The sequence below is a fragment of the Brachybacterium sp. J153 genome (assembly GCF_036311905.1).
GTDB lineage: Bacteria > Actinomycetota > Actinomycetes > Actinomycetales > Dermabacteraceae > Brachybacterium.
The window spans coordinates 157,609-174,694 of the sequence record NZ_JAZDCH010000006.1 but is presented as its reverse complement, the minus strand read 5'-3'; the positions used below and the strand labels follow the sequence as shown (position 1 = coordinate 174,694).

Here is a 17,086-nt window from a genome sequence, read left to right as displayed (position 1 = left end):
CGCGGCCGGCCTCAGGCGTCGTCGCTGTGCACCAGGCTGATCGAGTTGATGCAGTAGCGCTGGTCGGTCGGGGTGGGGAAGCCCTCGCCCTCGAAGACGTGCCCGAGATGGGAGCCGCAGCGCGCGCAGCGCACCTCGACGCGGCGCATCCCGAGGGAGGTGTCCTCGAGGAGCTCGACCGCGTCGCTGTCCGTCGGTGCGTAGAAGGCGGGCCAGCCGCAGTGCGCGTCGAACTGGGTCTCGGCGGTGAAGAGCTCTGCTCCGCAGGCCTTGCATGCGTAGGTGCCCGCGGCGCGCACCTCCTCGTACTCCCCGGTGCCCGGACGCTCCGTGCCGCCCTCGCGCAGCACCTGGTACGAGGCGGGGTCGAGGCGACGGCGCCATTCCTCCTCGCTCAGGGCGACGGTGTAGGGACGGGATCCGATGGGCTCGGTGGACATCGCGCACTCCGTTCTGCGGCGCGGGCGCCGCGCTGGTCGACGCACCCCCGGTCGTGACGTCGGACCGTCGGGGCGCTCACAGTCTCGATCGTAGTCGTCGATAGGATGCGCGGCATGACGCATCGGTCACCCACCGCGCCCCCCGGACGCCGCTCGGTCGCCCCGCTCAGCATGCTGCGGGAGCGCGGCAGCCAGGGACGATGGTCCGACGTCGCGGTGCTCGGCGCAGCGGGGGCGCTCGGCACGTTCACGCTCAGCGCAGGCCTCCTCGCCCTCGGGGCGCGCGTGATGGCCCGGCTCCCGCTCGTGCCCCAGCAGGGACTGCGGCACCGTCCAGATCTGGCCGTGCGCGCGGTGCACGGCGACCGGGTCCACCTCGACGCCACCAAGGAGTCCAGCCGGGCCGGACTGCTCGCGCTGCGCCAGTCCGGCGGGACGGTGCACGTGCGGCTCGGCGAGGTCACCGGTCGTCCGACGCCGACCACCATCGCCCGGCCCCTCCTCGCGGTGGACACCGTCGATCCGCTCACGGTGGAGAAGGCCGCGGTCAACGGCTTCTTCTGGGCCGGCACCCCGCAGACCGCGCACGGCCTGCCGACGGAGGAGGTCATGATCGACTCCCCGGTCGGCCAGATGCCCGCCTGGCGCGTCGACCCGGACCCCGCCGACGGCGCCGCCGCGGGCCGGGCGGACACCTGGGCGATCCTCATCCACGGCCACGGCTCGACCCGCGGTGAGGCGCTGCGGATCATCCCGCTGCTGCATCGCCTGGGACTGACCTCCCTCTCCATCACCTACCGCAACGACACCGGAGCGCCCGCCTCCGCCGACCGCATGCACCATCTCGGCGCCGCCGAGTGGGAGGACGCCGAGGCGGCGATCGAGTACGCGCTGGCGCACGGGGCCCGGCGACTCGTGCTCGTGGGCTGGTCCATGGGCGGGGGCATCGCCCTGCGCACCTCGGTCCGCACCGCGCACCGCGACCGGATCGCGGGCCTCGTCCTGGACTCGCCGGCCGTGGACTGGCAGGACATCCTCGTCTACCACGCGACCGCCCTGAAGGCCCCTCGGCCCATGCGCCGCCTCGCCATGTGGATGATGACCTCGCAGATCGGGGCCCGCCTGGTGCGGCTGCACGAGCCGCTCGCGCTGGACGAGATGACGCCCGCCTACTACCGCGACCATCTCGATCACCGCACCCTCCTCCTCCACGCCCTCGACGACGCGACCGTTCCCCCCGCTCCGAGCCGGGAACTCGCCGCCCTCCGGCCGGATCTCGTGACCTTCGTGCCCTTCGAGGGGGCCTCCCACACCCGGGAGTGGAACCGCGACCCGGTGCGCTACGAGCGGCTCCTCGCCGGCTACCTCATCGACGTGCTCGGCCTCGACGAGGACCCCGCAGCGCTCACCTACCCCGTGCGCGACCCCGCCTCCCCGCCCGGCGAGGAGTCGATCGGGCTGAGGATCTGAACGGCTCGAGGATCTGAGCGGGGGACGGGAAGCGCCCGCACCCGCCCTACACTGGCCCGCGTGACCGACTCCCTCCGCGCCCGCCGCCCCGAACCCACCCTCGAGCGGCTCCTCGCGGATCTCGTGCCACCGCCCCGCTTCTCCGAGGCGCGCCTGGACAACTACGTGCCGGATCCGGCGCATCCCTCCCAGGAGCAGGCGAAGCAGCTGGTCTCCGCCTTCGGCGCGTCCCTCGGCCGCCCGGCCCCCGGCGGCGGCCTGCGCGCGCTGCTCCGCCGCCGCAGCGCCCCGGCCCGCGCCCGCGGCCTCTACCTCGACGGCGGTTTCGGGGTGGGCAAGACCCATCTGCTCACCTCGCTCTTCCACGCGGTCGAGGGACAGCGCGTGTACGGGACCTTCGTGGAGTACACCGATCTCGTCGGCGCCCTGGGGTTCCAGCGCGCCGTGGACCTGCTGGGCGACTCGGTGCTGGTGTGCATCGACGAGTTCGAGCTCGACGACCCGGGCGACACCCTGCTGATGACGCGCCTCATCCGGGAGCTGTCCGATCGGGGCGTCGCGGTCGCCGCGACCTCCAACACCCTGCCCGACGCCCTCGGCGAGGGGCGCTTCGCCGCCCAGGACTTCCTGCGGGAGATCCAGGCCATGGCCGAGCGCTTCGAGGTGCTCCGGATCGATGGCGAGGACTACCGCCGGCGCGACGGCGTGCGGGAGATCGCCGCCCTGCCGCGGACCGTGGTCGAGGGCCATGCCGGATCGCTCGACGGGGCGACCCTGGACGGTTTCGACGAGCTCCTCGTCCACCTGGTGACGGTGCACCCCTCGCGCTACGGCGCCCTCATCGACGAGGTCGCCGCCGCCCACGTCACGGACGTGCACGGACTCTCCCACCACCACGACGCGCTCCGTTTCGTGGTGCTCGTGGATCGGCTCTACGACCGCGAGGTGCCGGTGCTCCTCTCCGCCCAGGGCGTCGGGGGAGGAGCCGGTCGCGAGGGCGAGCCGGCCGTCATCGAGGACCTGTTCTCCGCCGACCTGCTGCGCAGCGGCTATCGCAAGAAGTACTTCCGCGCCCTCTCCCGGCTCGCCTCCCTCGCCCGGGACGGCGCGGAGATGGTGGGGACGGCGGAGCGTTCCGCCGGCTGAGCCCTCCGCCGGCTGCGCTCTCCGCCGGCTGAGCTCTCGGCCGGGGGAGCCCCGCCCACCACTGACCCACCCCCGCCGACCAGGAGGTCGCCCCGCATGAGCACCCCCGGAACTCTCCACGTCGACCTCTCGGGGACGACCGCCGTCGTCACCGGCTCCACCCGGGGCATCGGCCGGGCCATCACCGAGGGTCTCCTCGCGAGCGGCGCCGAGGTGATCGGCCTGCAACGGGGCACCGACAGCCTCGGCGAGGGGCACCACCCCCTCTCCGTCGACCTCTCCGATCCCGTCGCTCGGGCGTCCGCGATCTCGCAGGTGCTCGCCGACCACAAGGTGAACCTGCTGGTCAACAATGCGGGCACCACCCGACGGCACTCCTTCGAGGACTTCCCCCTCGAGGAGTTCTCCGAGGTCATGGCCGTGAACCTCGACGCGCTCGTGCACCTCACCCAGGCCTTCGGCCGACCGATGCTCGCCCGGGGCGGCGGACGCATCGTCAACATCGCCTCGATGATGTCCTTCTTCGGCGGGGTGCAGAACGCCGCCTACTCCGCCTCGAAGGGCGCGGTCGCCCAGTTCACGCGGTCCGTCGCCAACGACTGGGCCGGCCGCGGCGTGGGCGTCAACGCCATCGCACCCGGCTACATCGCCACCGAAATCAACACCGCGCTCCGCGAGGACGAGGACCGCAACCGCGAGATCCTCGGCCGCATCCCCGCCGGACGCTGGGGCGATCCCGCGGACCTCGTCGGGATGGTCCTCTTCCTCGCCAGCTCCGCCGCGGACTACCTGCACGGGGCGGTGCTCCCGGTCGACGGCGGCTACCTGGCCCGCTGACGCCCCGCCGCGCCCTCAGCGCTCGGTGAGCCGGAGCACGGCCGCCCCGGCGCCCAGCAGCTCGATCTCGCCGTCGGCTCCGTGGTGGACCTCGCCGAACCGGGCGAGCAGCTCCCCGGCGCCCTGATCCGGGGCGAGACGGAGCGGGCCCGGCCCGCGATGGGCGAGGACCCCGATCCCGCCGCGGCGCAGCAGCACCGCGGACTCCGAGAGCACCTCGACCGCGGTGCGGCGCAGATCTCCGCTGCCCAGATCGTCCTCCGCCCGGCGCAGGGAGAGGAGCGTGCGGTACCAGTCCAGGATCCGGGCGTGATCGCCGCGGTCCCGCTCCTGCCACCGCAGCTGCGAGGCGACGAAGGTGGCGCGGTCCTGCGGATCGGGCACCTGTTCGCTCCAGCCCATCGCGGCGAACTCCTCCGCCCGGCCCGCGCTCACCAGCGGGCCCAGTTCCGCGTCGTGATCGGTGAAGAAGGCGAAGGGCGTCGAGGCCGCCCACTCCTCGCCCTGGAACAGCATCGGCGTGCCGGGACCGAGCAGGACCAGCGCGGCGGCCGCCGCATGCTGCTCGGGGGAGAGGCGATGGTGGAGGCGATCTCCGGCCGCCCGATTGCCCACCTGGTCGTGGTCCTGGAGGAACACCACGAAAGAGTGGCCGTCGTAGTGCGGGGACGACGGATCCACCGGGGCACCCCACACCTGCTCCCGGAAGCTCGACCAGGTGCCGGCGTGCAGGAACATCCCCGTCAGCACCGTGCGCAGCACCTCGGCGTCCCCGAAGTCGGCGTAGTAGCCCGCGCGCTCGCCGGAGATCCAGGCGTGCACGCCGTGGTGGACGTCGTCGGCCCACTGCATGTCCATGCCGAGGCCGCCGGCCGCGGTGGGGGCGACGGTCGCGGGCTGGTTGCGATCCGACTCGGCGATCAGCGTGAGCGGACGCCCCGTCTCCGCCTCCCAGTCCCGGACCGCATCCGACAGCTCGGCCAGCAGATGCCGCGGCGAGTCGTCGTGCAGCTCGTGCACGGCGTCGAGGCGGAGCCCGTCGAGACCGAGATCGACGAGCCACTGGCGGGCGCTGCCCAGCAGGAACGCCCGCACCTCGGCGGCGCCTGGCTGGTCGAGGTTGACCGCCTCGCCCCAGGGCGTGAGGTGCAGGGGCGTGAAGTAGGGGCCGAACATCCCCAGGTAGTTCCCGGAGGGGCCGAGGTGGTTGTGGACCACGTCGAGCACGACGGCGAGTCCGCGGGAGTGCGCCGCCGCGACGAAGCGCGCGAGCGCCGCCGGGCCACCGTAGGCGGCATGGACCGCGTACAGCCCCACCCCGTCGTACCCCCAGCCGCGGTCCCCGGGGAAGGTCGCCAGCGGCATCAGTTCGACCGCGTCGACGCCGAGGTCGACCAGCTCGTCGAGCCGCTCGATCGCGGAGTCCAGGGTGCCGGAGGCACCGTCCGGCCCGGGCGCGAAGGTGCCCACGTGCAGCTCGTACAGCACGGCGCCGCGCAGGGAGCGTCCCTCCCACCCGTCGGCGGTGCGCAGCGCGGACGGATCGACGACCTCGCTCTCCCCGTGCACCCCGTCGGGCTGGGACAGGGATCGCGGGTCCGGCAGCCACAGCTCGCCGCCGTCGAGCCGGAAGGAGTAGCGGGCTCCGGGCACCGCGGGGACGCCCGGCAGCTCGAACCAGCCGTCCGCCGACGGGGTCATCGGATGGACCGCGCCGTCGACGCGCACCTCGACGCGCGCGGCGGCAGGAGCCCAGACGGCATAGCGGGAACGGTCCACGGAGAGGCTGCCGGCGCTCATGCGCGGGTCCCGCCCTCGATCGCCGCCCCCGCCTCCGGGCGCACCAGCAGCGCGACGGGCCAGGTGTCGAGCAGGTCGCCGAGCGGGGTGCGGCCGCCCGCCACGACGGTTCCCGAGAGGAGGTCCTGCCACTCGCCCTCGGGCAGCGAGATCCAGGCCTCGCCCCAGCCGCCGCGCTGGGCCAGGCCGTGCGCAAGGCGGGTGACGACGGTGACTGCCTCGACGGGGCCGTCGCCGACGGCCCGGCCGAACGCGACCGCGTGCCCGGTCGTGGTCGCGAGCGGCAGATACGCCGCGTCCCGCCCGCGGAACAGCTCCGGCCGCTCGCGGCGCAAGCGCAGCGCCCGATGGGTCAGCCACAGCTTCTCGTCGTCGAGCCCGTCCGGCCCCGCGCCTGCGAGCATGCGCTCCAGCCGCTCGGCGTGCGCGCGGTGGTCGACCGGCCGACGGTTGTCGGGGTCGACGAGGGAGAGGTCGACCGTCTCGTTGCCCTGATAGACGTCCGGCACACCGGGCATGGTCAGCTGCACGAGCTTCTGGCCCAGGATCGCGGCGCGCTGGGCGGGGAGCGTGCGCCGAGTCCACTCGGTCAGGAGCGCCTCCACCTCCGCGCTCCCGAGCGCCGCCCGTCCCAGGGCGAGCACCTGCCGCTCGTACTCCTCGTCCTGCTCGGTCCAGGTGGTGTGGGTCTTCGCCTCCCGCATCGCCTTGGTGAGATATCCGTCCAGGCGCTCGCCGTCGATCCGTGCGGCGCGCGAGCCCGGCAGGTCCCAGCAGGCGGCGAGTGTCTGGGCGAGCAGCAGTCCGATCGCCCCGTCCACCCGGTCGCCGCGCTCGCCGGCGAGGGCCCGCTCCAGATCGAGCACGAGGAGGGACCACTCCCGGGGTGCCTCGGTCAGCACCGCGAGACGCGCCCGCACGTCCTCGCTGCGCTTCGTGTCATGCGTGGACAGGGTGGTCATCGAATCCGGCCGCTCGCGGACCATCGCGAGGGCGTGGTCGTGCAGCTCATCCGGCTCGACCCCGATCCGTTCCGGATCCGCGCCCACCTCGGTGACGGGCAGGAAGCGCGGGTAACGGTAGAAGGCGGTGTCCTCGTGGGCCTTGGCATGGACCGGTCCGCAGGTCTGCGCGAAGCGGATCACCACCTCCGCCCGATCGGCCTCGGCGCGGCGACCCGCGCTGCCCACCTCGTCCCCGCAGACCAGGGCGACGACCGTCTCGAGGGTGCCGCGCACGTCCTCGTCCTCGCCCAGCTCGAGCAGGGCCCGCTCGGCGGCGGCCTCGATCACGGCCCGCTCGGCACCGGGCGCGGCCTCGCCGGGGACGATGTACGCACGGTAGCGGTCCATCGCGCCGAGCAGCGCGATCACCACCCGCTGGATGTGTCGCCGGGTCGTGTCCCGCAGCCGGATGTCCTCCTGGCAGATGCGGTGGATGAGCGAGGTGAGCCGCTCGATCTCCGCCCACAGGCTCGTGGTGATCACGAGATCCGTCGCCTCGCGGGCGACCTCCTCGAAGGGGCGCAGGTCGCCGGTGCGGCGCTGCCAGAGGTGGGTGAGCGCGGGGGCGCCGTGTGGGTCATGGAACAGCCCGCCCACCCGCCACAGAGCGTCGTACCCGGTGGTGCCCGCGCACGGGAAGTCGCCCGGCAGCCGCTCCTCGCCCTCGAGGATCTTCTCCACCACGGTCCAGGCGCCGTCCGTCGCCCGGTCGAGATCGCGCAGGTAGCCGCGCGGATCGGCGAGCCCGTCGGGATGATCGATGCGATAGCCGTCGATCACGCCCTCGCCCTGCAGCCGCAGCAGCGTCGCATGGGTCGCGGTGAAGACCTCCGGCAGCTCGACCCGCACGGCGGCGAGGGTGTTCACGTCGAAGAAGCGGCGGTAGTTCAGCTCGTCGTCGGAGACCTTCCAGTACGCGAGGCGGTACCACTGCCGATCCAGCAGGTCGGCGAGGCCCAGGTGCTCGGTGCCGGTGGCGACCGGCAGCACGTGGTCGAAGTAGCGCAGCACCGTCTCCTCGCGCAGCGAGCCGTCGGCCTGCGGGATCTCGTCGGTGGCGACGGTGATCTCGCCGTCGGCGAGCACGGCCCCGATCGGTCGGCCCAGCACCGGCATGAGGATCGAGCGCTCCGCCGTCGGATCCACGTCGAACCAGGACGCGAAGGGGGAGTCGGCCCCGTCCCGGAGCACCGACCACAGGGCGTGGTTGTGGTGGATCGGGGTGGGGATCGCCATGTGGTTGGGGACCACGTCGACGATCAGGCCCATCCCGTGCTCGTGGGCGGCCGCTGCGAGGCGGCGCAGTGCCTCCTCCCCGCCGATGTCCGCGGAGATCCGACCATGGTCGACCACGTCGTAGCCGTGCATCGAGCCGGGCGCCGCCTGCAGGACGGGGGAGCAGAACACGTGGCCGACGCCCAGCCGGGCCAGGTACGGGACCAGAGCCGCCGCATCGTCGGCCGTGAAGCCGGCGTGCAGCTGCAGCCGGTAGGTCGAGGTCGGGACGGGGCGGGCTCCGCGCGGGACGGGACCCCGCTCCCGCGTCGAGGGTCGGGGGCGGTGCTCACGGTCCGTGCTCACGATCGCTGCTCTCCTGGAACGCTGGGGGACGGGGCCGGTGGGGTCAGGCGCGGATCGAGAGGCCCGGATTCTCGCCCGGACCCGCCTCCTCCTCGGCCGCCATCGGGGGCCGCAGGAGGATCAGCAGCGAATGGCTGGGCCGGGAGACGCTCTGCCCCGCCTCCAGGGTGGTGCCCATCTCGATGGTGTCGCCTGTGCCGAGGGCGACCTCCCAGCTCGTCCCGTACTCCGCCGGCGGGAGCACGAAATCGACCTCGTTGCCGGAGGCATTGAACATGACCAGCGCCGAGTCGTCCTCGATCCGCTCGCCGCGGCCGTTGGGCTCGGGGATCGCCGAGCCGTTGAGGAACATGGTCAGGCACTTGTTCTGCGCATCGCCCCACTGCTCGTCGGACATCGGCGCGCCGTCCGTCCCCAGCCAGTCCACGTCCTTCAGCACCGAGTCGGCGTCGTCCCGCACCACACCCTGCAGGAAGCGGCGGCGGCGGAAGATCGGGTGCTCGCGGCGCAGGGCGATCATGTGCCGGGTGAACCAGAGCATCTCCTCCTGGTGAGGGTCGAGGTCCCAGTCGACCCATGACAGCTCGTCGTCCTGGCAGTAGGTGTTGTTGTTGCCCTGCTGCGTGCGGCCCATCTCGTCCCCGTGCAGCAGCATCGGCACGCCCTGACTGAGCAGCAGGGTAGCCATGAGGTTCTTCGCGCGGCGCTTGCGCAGCGCGAGGATCTGCGGATCGTCGGTCTCGCCCTCGACACCCGAGTTCCAGGAGCGGTTGTGGCTCTCGCCGTCGTTGCCGCCTTCCTGGTTCGCCTCGTTGTGGCGCTCGTTGTAGGAGACCAGGTCGCGCATCGTGAAGCCGTCGTGCGCGGTGACGAAGTTGATCGAGGCGATCGGGGTGCGGCCCGTGTGCTGGTACAGGTCGGAGCTGCCCGCGAGGCGCGAGGTGAAGTCGCCGATCTTGCCCGGCTCGGAGCGGTGGAAGTCGCGGACCGTATCGCGGTAGCGGCCGTTCCACTCCGACCACAGGGGCGGGAAGCCGCCCACCTGGTAGCCGCCCTCGCCGAGGTCCCACGGCTCGGCGATCAGCTTGACCTGGGAGATGACCGGATCCTGCTGGATGATGTCGAAGAAGGCCGAGAGCCGGTCCACCTCATGCAGCTCGCGCGCGAGGGTCGAGGCGAGGTCGAAGCGGAAGCCGTCGACGTGCATCTCGGTGACCCAATAGCGCAGCGAGTCCATGATCAGCTGCAGCACGTGCGGGGTGCGCATCAGCAGCGAGTTCCCGGTCCCGGTCGTGTCGTAGTAGTGCGCCTGGTCGCCCTCGACGAGGCGGTAGTACGCCTTGTTGTCGATGCCCCGGAAGCAGAGGGTGGGGCCGAGCTGGTTGCCCTCGGCGGTGTGGTTGTAGACCACGTCGAGGATCACCTCGATGTCGGCCTCGTGGAGGTTCTTCACCATCTGCTTGAACTCCTGGACCTGCTGACCCCGGTCCCCCGCGTACGAGTACTCGTTGTGCGGGGCGAAGAAGCCGATGGTGTTGTAGCCCCAGTAGTTGCGCAGGCCCTTCTCCACCAGGTGGCCGTCCTGAACGAACTGGTGCACCGGCATCAGCTCGACCGCCGTCACCCCGAGGTCCTTCAGGTGCTGGATGATCGCCGGATGCCCCATCGCGACATAGGTGCCGCGAATCGACTCGTCGATGTCCGGATGCTGCATCGTCAGGCCCTTGACGTGGGCCTCGTAGATCACGGTCTCGTGGTACTGGTGCGCCGGGGGGTGGTCGTTGCCCCAGTCGAAGAAGGGAGAGACCACGACCGAGAGCATCGTGTGCTCGGCGGAGTCGTCGGTGTTGCGCACCTCCGGGTTGTCGAACTCATAGCTGTACAGCGACGGATGGTTGCTGGCCATGCCCGCGATCGCCTTCGCGTACGGGTCCAGCAGCAGCTTCGAGGGATCACAGCGGTGTCCGGCGGCCGGGTCGAACGGGCCGTGCACGCGGAAGCCGTACCTCTGGCCGGGCTGCACGGCGGGGAGGTAGACGTGCCACACGAAGGCGTCGACCTCGGTGACCTCGATCCTCGTCTCGGTCCCGTCCGTGTCGAAGAGGCACAGCTCGACCCGCTCGGCGACCTCCGAGAACAGGGCGAAGTTGGTGCCGGAGCCATCGAAGGTGGCGCCGAGCGGGTAGGGCTGACCGGTCCAGATCTGCATGGGCTCAGGGTACTGGTAGGCAGGGCCTCGACAAGCAGGCGCGGGTCACGGTGCGGGAACGACGACGGCCCCGGATCCGTGAGGGATCCGGGGCCGGGTGGTGGGCGATACTGGGATCGAACCAGTGACCTCTTCCGTGTCAGGGAAGCGCGCTACCGCTGCGCCAATCGCCCATGCGCCGTGAGGCGGGGAGGAATGGAGCGGACGACGGGACTCGAACCCGCGACCCTCACCTTGGCAAGGTGATGCTCTACCAACTGAGCCACGTCCGCATATCGGCTGAGCCGACGAGGGACGACTGTAGTGCCGGATCGGTCACCGGCGCAAACCGATCGGGGTCGAGGTGGCCGACGTCACCGCCGGGGTCGGGGCCGGTTCGTGGATGGCGATGTTCGGGGGGAGCCGGGGGAGCGAGTCAGGGGTGGGTCGAGGGTCGGTAGGGCGCCGGTCGGAGGTTGGTCGGCGAGGGGTCTAGGGTCGCGAGCGGGAGGGTGCGGGATGCCCGGAAGCACCTCGGATGTACGTCACATCCCAGGTGGCGCTACCCTCGGTGAACCTCGTGTAGGCTTCTTCGAGTTCGCCCCGCGGGGCGGCATCAGGGCGATTGGCGCAGGGGTAGCGCGCTTCCTTCACACGGAAGAGGTCACTGGTTCGATCCCAGTATCGCCCACGCAGGATCCTCGGATCCCTGTGTGCGGACGTGGCTCAGTTGGTAGAGCATCACCTTGCCAAGGTGAGGGTCGCGGGTTCGAGTCCCGTCGTCCGCTCTCCGGGACGGCGCGCCCGACGTTCTCGTCGGACGCGCCTTTCTCGTCGAGGGGTGCATCGCACTCCGCGGTGGGTTGGCCGAGAGGCGAGGCAACGGCCTGCAAAGCCGTGTACACGGGTTCGAATCCCGTACCCACCTCCACCGCGTCCCCCGGGTCGCGGCGCGGGCGATTGGCGCAGCGGTAGCGCGCTTCCCTGACACGGAAGAGGTCACTGGTTCGATCCCAGTATCGCCCACCATCGATGCGAGCCCCGGTCCTCGGACCGGGGCTCGCGTGCTATCCGCTGCTGGTCCGTGCTGTCGGGTGCTGTTCGGGGTTCCGAGCGATCCGCTCCCGATAAGATGCCTGGCGGAGCCGGCATCGTCGGCCGGCTCGACCCGCACAGCAAGGAGCATTCCGTGGCACAGATCGCCATCACCCTCGACGGATTCCCCCAGCGGATCGAGGAGGGGACCACGGGCACCGAGCTCTTCGCGGGGACCACCACGATCATCGCCCTCCGCGTCGACGGCGAGCTGCGCGACCTCGCGACCGCGCTCACGGACGGGCAGGGCGTCGAGGGCGTGGACATCTCGAGCCCCGACGGCCTCTCGATCCTGCGCCACTCGACCGCGCACGTGCTCGCCCAGGCGGTGCAGAAGATCAACCCCAACGCGAAGCTGGGCATCGGACCGCCCATCACCGACGGCTTCTACTACGACTTCGACGTGGCCGAGCCCTTCACCCCCGAGTCGATCAAGGCGCTCGAGAAGGAGATGGGCCGGATCGTCAAGGAGGGGCAGCGCTTCGTGCGTCGCGAGATCAGCGACGACGCCGCCCGCGCCGAGGAGGCCGGCGAGCCGTACAAGCTCGAGCTGATCGGCCTGAAGTCCACCGCCGCGGACGCCAGCGAGGGCGCGAGCGTCGAGGTCGGCGAGGGCGGGCTGACGATGTACGACAACGTCAACCGGCGCGACGAGGTGGTCTGGACCGACCTGTGCCGTGGCCCCCACCTGCCCTCCACCAAGCTCATCGGCAACGGCTTCGCCCTGACCCGCTCCGCCGCCGCCTACTGGCGCGGGAGCGAGAAGAACCCGATGCTGCAGCGCGTCTACGGCACCGCCTGGCCCTCGAAGGAGGAGCTGCGCGCCCATCAGGAGCGGATCGCCGAGGCCGAGCGCCGCGACCACCGCCGCTTGGGCAGCGAGCTCGACCTCTTCTCCTTCCCGGACGAGATCGGCTCGGGCCTGCCGGTGTTCCATCCCAAGGGCGCCATGATCAAGATGGAGATGGAGGACTACTCGCGCCGCCGCCACGTCGAGGCCGGCTACTCCTTCGTCTCCACCCCGCACATCACCAAGAAGAACCTCTTCGAGACCTCGCGGCACCTCGAGTGGTACGCCGACGGGATGTACCCGCCCATGCACATGGACGAGGAGGTGGACGCGGAGGGCAACGTCACCAAGCAGGGCCAGGACTACTACCTCAAGCCCATGAACTGCCCCATGCACAACCTCGTCTACCGCTCCCGCGGGCGCTCCTATCGCGAGCTGCCGCTGCGGCTGTTCGAGTTCGGCAGCGTCTACCGCTACGAGAAGTCCGGCGTGGTCCACGGCCTGACCCGCGCCCGCGGCTTCACCCAGGACGACGCCCACATCTACACCACCCGCGAGCAGATGAAGGAGGAGCTCGCGAGCCTGCTGCAGTTCGTGCTGGACCTCCTGCGCGACTACGGGCTCGACGACTTCTACCTCGAGCTGTCCACCCGCGATCCCGAGAAGTCCGTCGGCGACGACGCGACCTGGGAGGAGGCGACCCGCACCCTCGAGGAGGTCGCCACCGCCTCCGGCCTCGAGCTGGTCCCCGATCCGGGCGGCGCCGCCTTCTACGGCCCCAAGATCTCCGTCCAGGCCAAGGACGCGATCGGCCGCACCTGGCAGCTGTCCACCATCCAGCTGGACTTCTTCGAGCCCGAGCTGTTCGAGCTCGAGTACACCGCGTCCGACGGCACGCGGCAGCGTCCGGTGATGATCCACCGCGCCCTGTTCGGCTCGATCGAGCGCTTCTTCGGCGTGCTGCTCGAGCACTACGCCGGGGCCTTCCCCGTGTGGCTCGCCCCGGTGCAGGTCGTGGGCATCCCGGTCGCCGCCGAGTACGCGCCCTATCTCGAGGAGGTCGCCCAGAGGCTGCGCGCCCGCGGCGTGCGCGTGGTGGTCGACGACTCCGACGACCGGATGCAGAAGAAGATCCGCACCCACACCAAGGAGAAGGTCCCCTACCTGCTGATCGCCGGCGGCGAGGACCAGGCCGCCGGCGCCGTCTCCTTCCGGATGCGGGACGGCAGCCAGGACAACGGCATCGCCGTCGACGAGGCCGTCGAGCGGATCGTCGCGGCGATCCGCGACAAGGCGCAGGTGTGACGGGGTCCGCCGAGCAGGGCGACGAGCCCGTCGTGATCGAGGACGCCCGCGCCTTCGCGGGCGTCCCCGACACCACCCAGCGCCTGTGGACGCCGCACCGCATGGCGTACATCGGCGGGCAGGACAAGCCCGAGGACCCCGACGACGCCGCGCAGTGCCCCTTCTGCGCCGGACCGGCGCGCGACGACGAGGACGCCCTGATCGTGCACCGCGGTCGGGTCGCCTACGCGATCCTGAACCTGTACCCGTACAACTCCGGCCATCTGCTGGTGTGCCCCTACCGGCACGTCTCGGACTACACGGAGCTCACCGACGACGAGGTCGCCGAGGTCGCCGAGATCACCCGCACCGCCATGCGCGTGATCCGCGAGGTCTCCTCCCCGGCGGGCTTCAACCTGGGCATGAACCAGGGCGAGGTCGCCGGTGCCGGGATCGCGGCCCACCTCCATCAGCACGTCGTGCCGCGCTGGCCGGGGGATGCGAACTTCCTGCCCGTGGTGGGCCGGACCAAGGCCCTCCCGATCCTGCTCTCGGACACGCGGCGCCTCTACGCCGAGGCGTGGCCGACGTGACCTGGGCTACCATCGGACGGTCCGGTCGGGGGAGCGGGAGGAACAGGGCGGCATGAGCATCACCGGGGCACCCAGCGTGCCGAGCGCACCGCTCCCGCAGGGGGCACCGTCGCAGCGGACCGGCCCGTCCGGTCCGGGATCCAGCGGGTACGGCTACGACATCGAGCGCAGCGACCCGCGCGCCCCGGGGCGCCTCGGGTCGGGCCGCGAGCCCCGACGGAAGCGATCCCGCCTCTGGCGGATCATCTACTGGGCGCTGGTCTTCCTGGGACTCGCCGCCACCGCGGTGGTCCTCTATCTCCTGGTGATCCTGCCGCTCGGCTTCGGCACCTCACTCGTCGCCTTCACCGCGGCGCTCGTCCCGGTCGCCCTGGTGTTCTCCGCCGTGTGGTGGCTGGACCGCTACACCCCGCAGCCCCGCACCTCGCTCGTCTACGCCTTCGTGTGGGGTGCGATCGGCTCGGTGGGCCTGACCTTCATGATCGGCGGCGCCTTCCAGAACTGGATCAGCCCTGAGGAGCCTGCGGACATCGTCGCGAGCTTCCTCGGCGCGGTCATCCAGGCGCCGGTGATCGAGGAGGCGATGAAGTCGCTCGGACTCGTCGCCCTGCTGATCTGGGGACGCAAGTACATCGCAGGACCGATCGACGGCGTCGTCTACGCCTCGCTCATCGCGGGCGGCTTCGCCTTCACCGAGAACATCCTCTACTTCGGCAGCTCCTTCCATCAGTCGCAGGCCGCGGGCGAGGTCGCCGTCTTCTGGCAGACCTTCTTCCTGCGCGGGCTGCTCTCGCCCTTCGCCCACGTCTCCTTCACCGCGCTGTGCGGACTGGGTCTGGGTATCGCCGCCGAGCGCCGCTCGCTGATGCTGTACTTCGGCCTCGGCATCGGGGGACTGTCCTTGGGCATGCTGCTGCATGCGCTGTGGAACGGCTCGAGCTTCTTCCTCCCCGTCGATCCCGAGGCCCCGCTCGCCGGCTTCCTGCGGTACTACGTCACGGTGCAGGTGCCGATCTTCGCGCTTCTGGTCGGCATCGCCCTGTTCCTGCGGCTGCGGGAGCGCCGCATCCTGCGCCGGCGGCTGTCCGACTACGGCCGTGCCGGCTGGTTCTCCCCCGAGGAGGTCGACCTGCTCGTCGCGATGGGCAGGCGCCGCCGCGCCGAGCGCTGGGCCGCCCGGCACGGTGCCATCGCCCGGATGGCGATGCGGGACTTCCTGCGCACCGCGATCGCGCTGGGCATGGAGCGGCACAGCGTGCTCCACGGGCGTCCGACGGCGCGCACGCGGGCGATGGAGCGCGAGCGGCTCGAGCGGCTCACCGCCGACCGTCGGCTGATCGGCGCTCTCACGTCCCCCGTCGTCCGCGGCTGAGGCGTCCCGTCGGCAGGCCGCCGACACCCGCCGGACCGGCACCCTCGGCCCTGCCCCTAGAATGGGGCGGCATTCCGCCGGCACGTGGCGGGAGATGTCGGAGGGAGAGACATGTCAGGGCATTCCAAGTGGGCGACCACGAAGCACAAGAAGGCCGCCATCGATGCGAAGCGCGCGAAGTCGTTCGCGAAGCTGATCAAGAACATCGAGGTCGCCGCGCGTATTGGAGGCCCTGATCCCGCCGGCAATCCGACGCTCTTCGACGCCATCCAGAAGGCGAAGAAGACCTCCGTGCCCAACGACAACATCGATCGCGCGGTCAAGCGCGGCGGCGGGCTCGACGGCGGCGGCGTCGACTACGAGACCCTCATGTACGAGGGCTATGCACCGGGCGGCGTCGCAGTCCTCGTCGAGTGCCTCACCGACAACAAGAACCGCGCGGTCTCGGAGGTGCGGCTGGCCTTCAACCGCAACGGCGGCAACATGGCGGACTCCGGCTCGGTGTCCTACCTGTTCTCCCGTCGCGGTGTCGTGACGGTCCCCAAGGGTGACCTGACCGAGGACACGCTGCTCGAGGTGGTTCTCGATGCGGGCGCCGAGGAGATCACCGACGAGGGCGACTCCTTCGAGATCCTCTCCGAGGCGACCGACGTGGTCGCCGTGCGCACAGCGCTCCAGGAGGCCGGGATCGACTACGACTCGGCCGAGGCGCAGTTCGTGCCCACGATGCGCACACCGGTGGACCTCGAGGGAGCGCAGAAGGCGCTGCGCCTCATCGACGCCCTCGAGGACAGCGACGACGTGCAGAACGTCTACTCGAACCTCGACATCCCGGACGACGTCGCGGCGCAGCTCGACGACTCCGAGTGACCATGCTGCGGGTGCTCGGCGTGGACCCGGGTCTGACCCGGTGCGGGATCGGCGTGATCGACGCCCTCGGCGGGCGCCGAGCCCGCCTGGTCCACGCCGGCGTCATCCGCTCCGCCCCGGGCGACCCGATCGACCAGCGCCTGCTCGCCATCGCCCGGGGCCTGCGGGCCGCGCTCGACGAGCACGGCCCAGACGCCGTCGCCGTGGAGCGCGTGTTCAGCCAGAACAACACCTCCACGGTCATGGGCACCGCGCAGGTCTCGGGGATCGCGATCCTCGAGGCCGCAGAGCGCGGCATCCCGGTTGCGATGCACACCCCCTCGGAGGTCAAGGCGGCGGTGACCGGCAGCGGCCGCGCGGACAAGGCGCAGATCCAGACCGTGCTCGTGAAACTGCTCGGCCTGGACGCCCCGCCGCAGCCCGCCGACGCCGCCGACGCGGTCGCGATCGCCCTCACGCAGCTGTGGCGCGGCGGGGGAGGGGTCGCGCTCGACGCGACGGGCGCGGCACGGACCAGCGCCCAGGAGGTCTGGGCCCGTGCCGAGCGCGAGGCCCGACGCGCCCGGGAGCGCTCCACCTCCCGCCTCTGATCGAACACTCGTTCTATGGTGGTGGC

Annotated in this window: 12 protein-coding genes and 6 tRNA genes; 12 read left to right on the top strand and 6 right to left on the bottom strand. The window is 71.4% G+C overall.

All coding sequences use genetic code 11. From position 1 onward, the window contains the following. Positions 1-11: 11 nt before the first annotated feature. Positions 12-440, bottom strand: coding sequence for a peptide-methionine (R)-S-oxide reductase MsrB (msrB, locus tag V1258_RS04415; RefSeq protein WP_329746904.1), 429 nt, complete (start codon positions 438-440; stop codon positions 12-14). Between the two features lie 114 nt (positions 441-554). Between msrB and V1258_RS04410 the strand changes: the two genes are divergently transcribed. The 3 genes from V1258_RS04410 (at position 555) to V1258_RS04400 (ending at position 3,893) form a co-directional block, all read left to right on the top strand. Then, positions 555-1,910 (top strand): alpha/beta hydrolase family protein, encoded by a 1,356-nt coding sequence (locus tag V1258_RS04410; protein ID WP_329748518.1) that lies wholly within the window; start codon positions 555-557, stop codon positions 1,908-1,910. 60 nt (positions 1,911-1,970) lie between these two features. Next, positions 1,971-3,056: a cell division protein ZapE gene (gene zapE, locus V1258_RS04405; RefSeq protein WP_329748517.1), complete on the top strand. Its 1,086-nt coding sequence runs from the start codon at positions 1,971-1,973 to the stop codon at positions 3,054-3,056. A gap of 96 nt (positions 3,057-3,152) precedes the next feature. Next, on the top strand, positions 3,153-3,893 hold the full coding sequence (locus V1258_RS04400) for an SDR family oxidoreductase (RefSeq protein WP_329748516.1): 741 nt from the start codon (positions 3,153-3,155) through the stop codon (positions 3,891-3,893). A 15-nt stretch (positions 3,894-3,908) separates the two neighbouring features. Here V1258_RS04400 and treZ read toward each other — a convergent pair whose 3' ends face one another. The 5 genes from treZ to V1258_RS04375 all read right to left on the bottom strand — a co-directional run bounded on the left by treZ (position 3,909) and on the right by V1258_RS04375 (position 10,759). Beyond that, positions 3,909-5,693, bottom strand: coding sequence for a malto-oligosyltrehalose trehalohydrolase (treZ, locus tag V1258_RS04395; protein ID WP_329748515.1), 1,785 nt, complete (start codon positions 5,691-5,693; stop codon positions 3,909-3,911). After that, entirely contained in the window at positions 5,690-8,278 is a 2,589-nt protein-coding gene (gene treY / locus V1258_RS04390; protein WP_442878572.1) for a malto-oligosyltrehalose synthase, read from the bottom strand. Before treY ends, treZ begins: the two co-directional genes overlap by 4 nt. A gap of 43 nt (positions 8,279-8,321) precedes the next feature. Beyond that, entirely contained in the window at positions 8,322-10,487 is a 2,166-nt protein-coding gene (gene glgX, locus V1258_RS04385) for a glycogen debranching protein GlgX (protein WP_329748514.1), read from the bottom strand. Between the two features lie 98 nt (positions 10,488-10,585). Next, positions 10,586-10,660 (bottom strand) — tRNA-Val (locus tag V1258_RS04380). Between the two features lie 23 nt (positions 10,661-10,683). Next, positions 10,684-10,759 (bottom strand) — tRNA-Gly (locus V1258_RS04375). Positions 10,760-11,085: 326 nt separating this feature from the next. On the opposite strand from V1258_RS04375, the gene V1258_RS04370 reads away from it, so the two are divergent. The 9 genes from V1258_RS04370 to ruvC all read left to right on the top strand — a co-directional run bounded on the left by V1258_RS04370 (position 11,086) and on the right by ruvC (position 17,060). Next, positions 11,086-11,157 (top strand) — tRNA-Val (locus V1258_RS04370). 24 nt (positions 11,158-11,181) lie between these two features. Further along, positions 11,182-11,254, top strand: a tRNA-Gly gene (locus V1258_RS04365). 69 nt (positions 11,255-11,323) lie between these two features. Continuing rightward, positions 11,324-11,397 (top strand) — tRNA-Cys (locus tag V1258_RS04360). Positions 11,398-11,420: 23 nt separating this feature from the next. After that, positions 11,421-11,495: transfer RNA gene (locus V1258_RS04355), tRNA-Val, on the top strand. Between the two features lie 160 nt (positions 11,496-11,655). Continuing rightward, entirely contained in the window at positions 11,656-13,656 is a 2,001-nt protein-coding gene (gene thrS, locus V1258_RS04350; protein WP_329748513.1) for a threonine--tRNA ligase, read from the top strand. Next, positions 13,653-14,228 carry an HIT family protein gene (locus tag V1258_RS04345; protein WP_329746897.1) on the top strand — a complete coding sequence of 192 codons (576 nt, stop codon included), beginning with the start codon at positions 13,653-13,655 and terminating at the stop codon, positions 14,226-14,228. Before thrS ends, V1258_RS04345 begins: the two co-directional genes overlap by 4 nt. A gap of 52 nt (positions 14,229-14,280) precedes the next feature. Then, positions 14,281-15,600, top strand: a complete 1,320-nt coding sequence (locus tag V1258_RS04340) for a PrsW family intramembrane metalloprotease (protein WP_329746896.1) — start codon at positions 14,281-14,283, stop codon at positions 15,598-15,600. Positions 15,601-15,711: 111 nt separating this feature from the next. Beyond that, the gene (locus tag V1258_RS04335) at positions 15,712-16,470 is read left to right on the top strand and encodes a YebC/PmpR family DNA-binding transcriptional regulator (RefSeq protein ID WP_329746895.1); all 759 of its coding nucleotides are present in this window, start codon (positions 15,712-15,714) and stop codon (positions 16,468-16,470) included. Positions 16,471-16,472: 2 nt separating this feature from the next. After that, positions 16,473-17,060: a crossover junction endodeoxyribonuclease RuvC gene (gene ruvC, locus V1258_RS04330; protein ID WP_329746908.1), complete on the top strand. Its 588-nt coding sequence runs from the start codon at positions 16,473-16,475 to the stop codon at positions 17,058-17,060. Positions 17,061-17,086 lie beyond the last annotated feature (26 nt).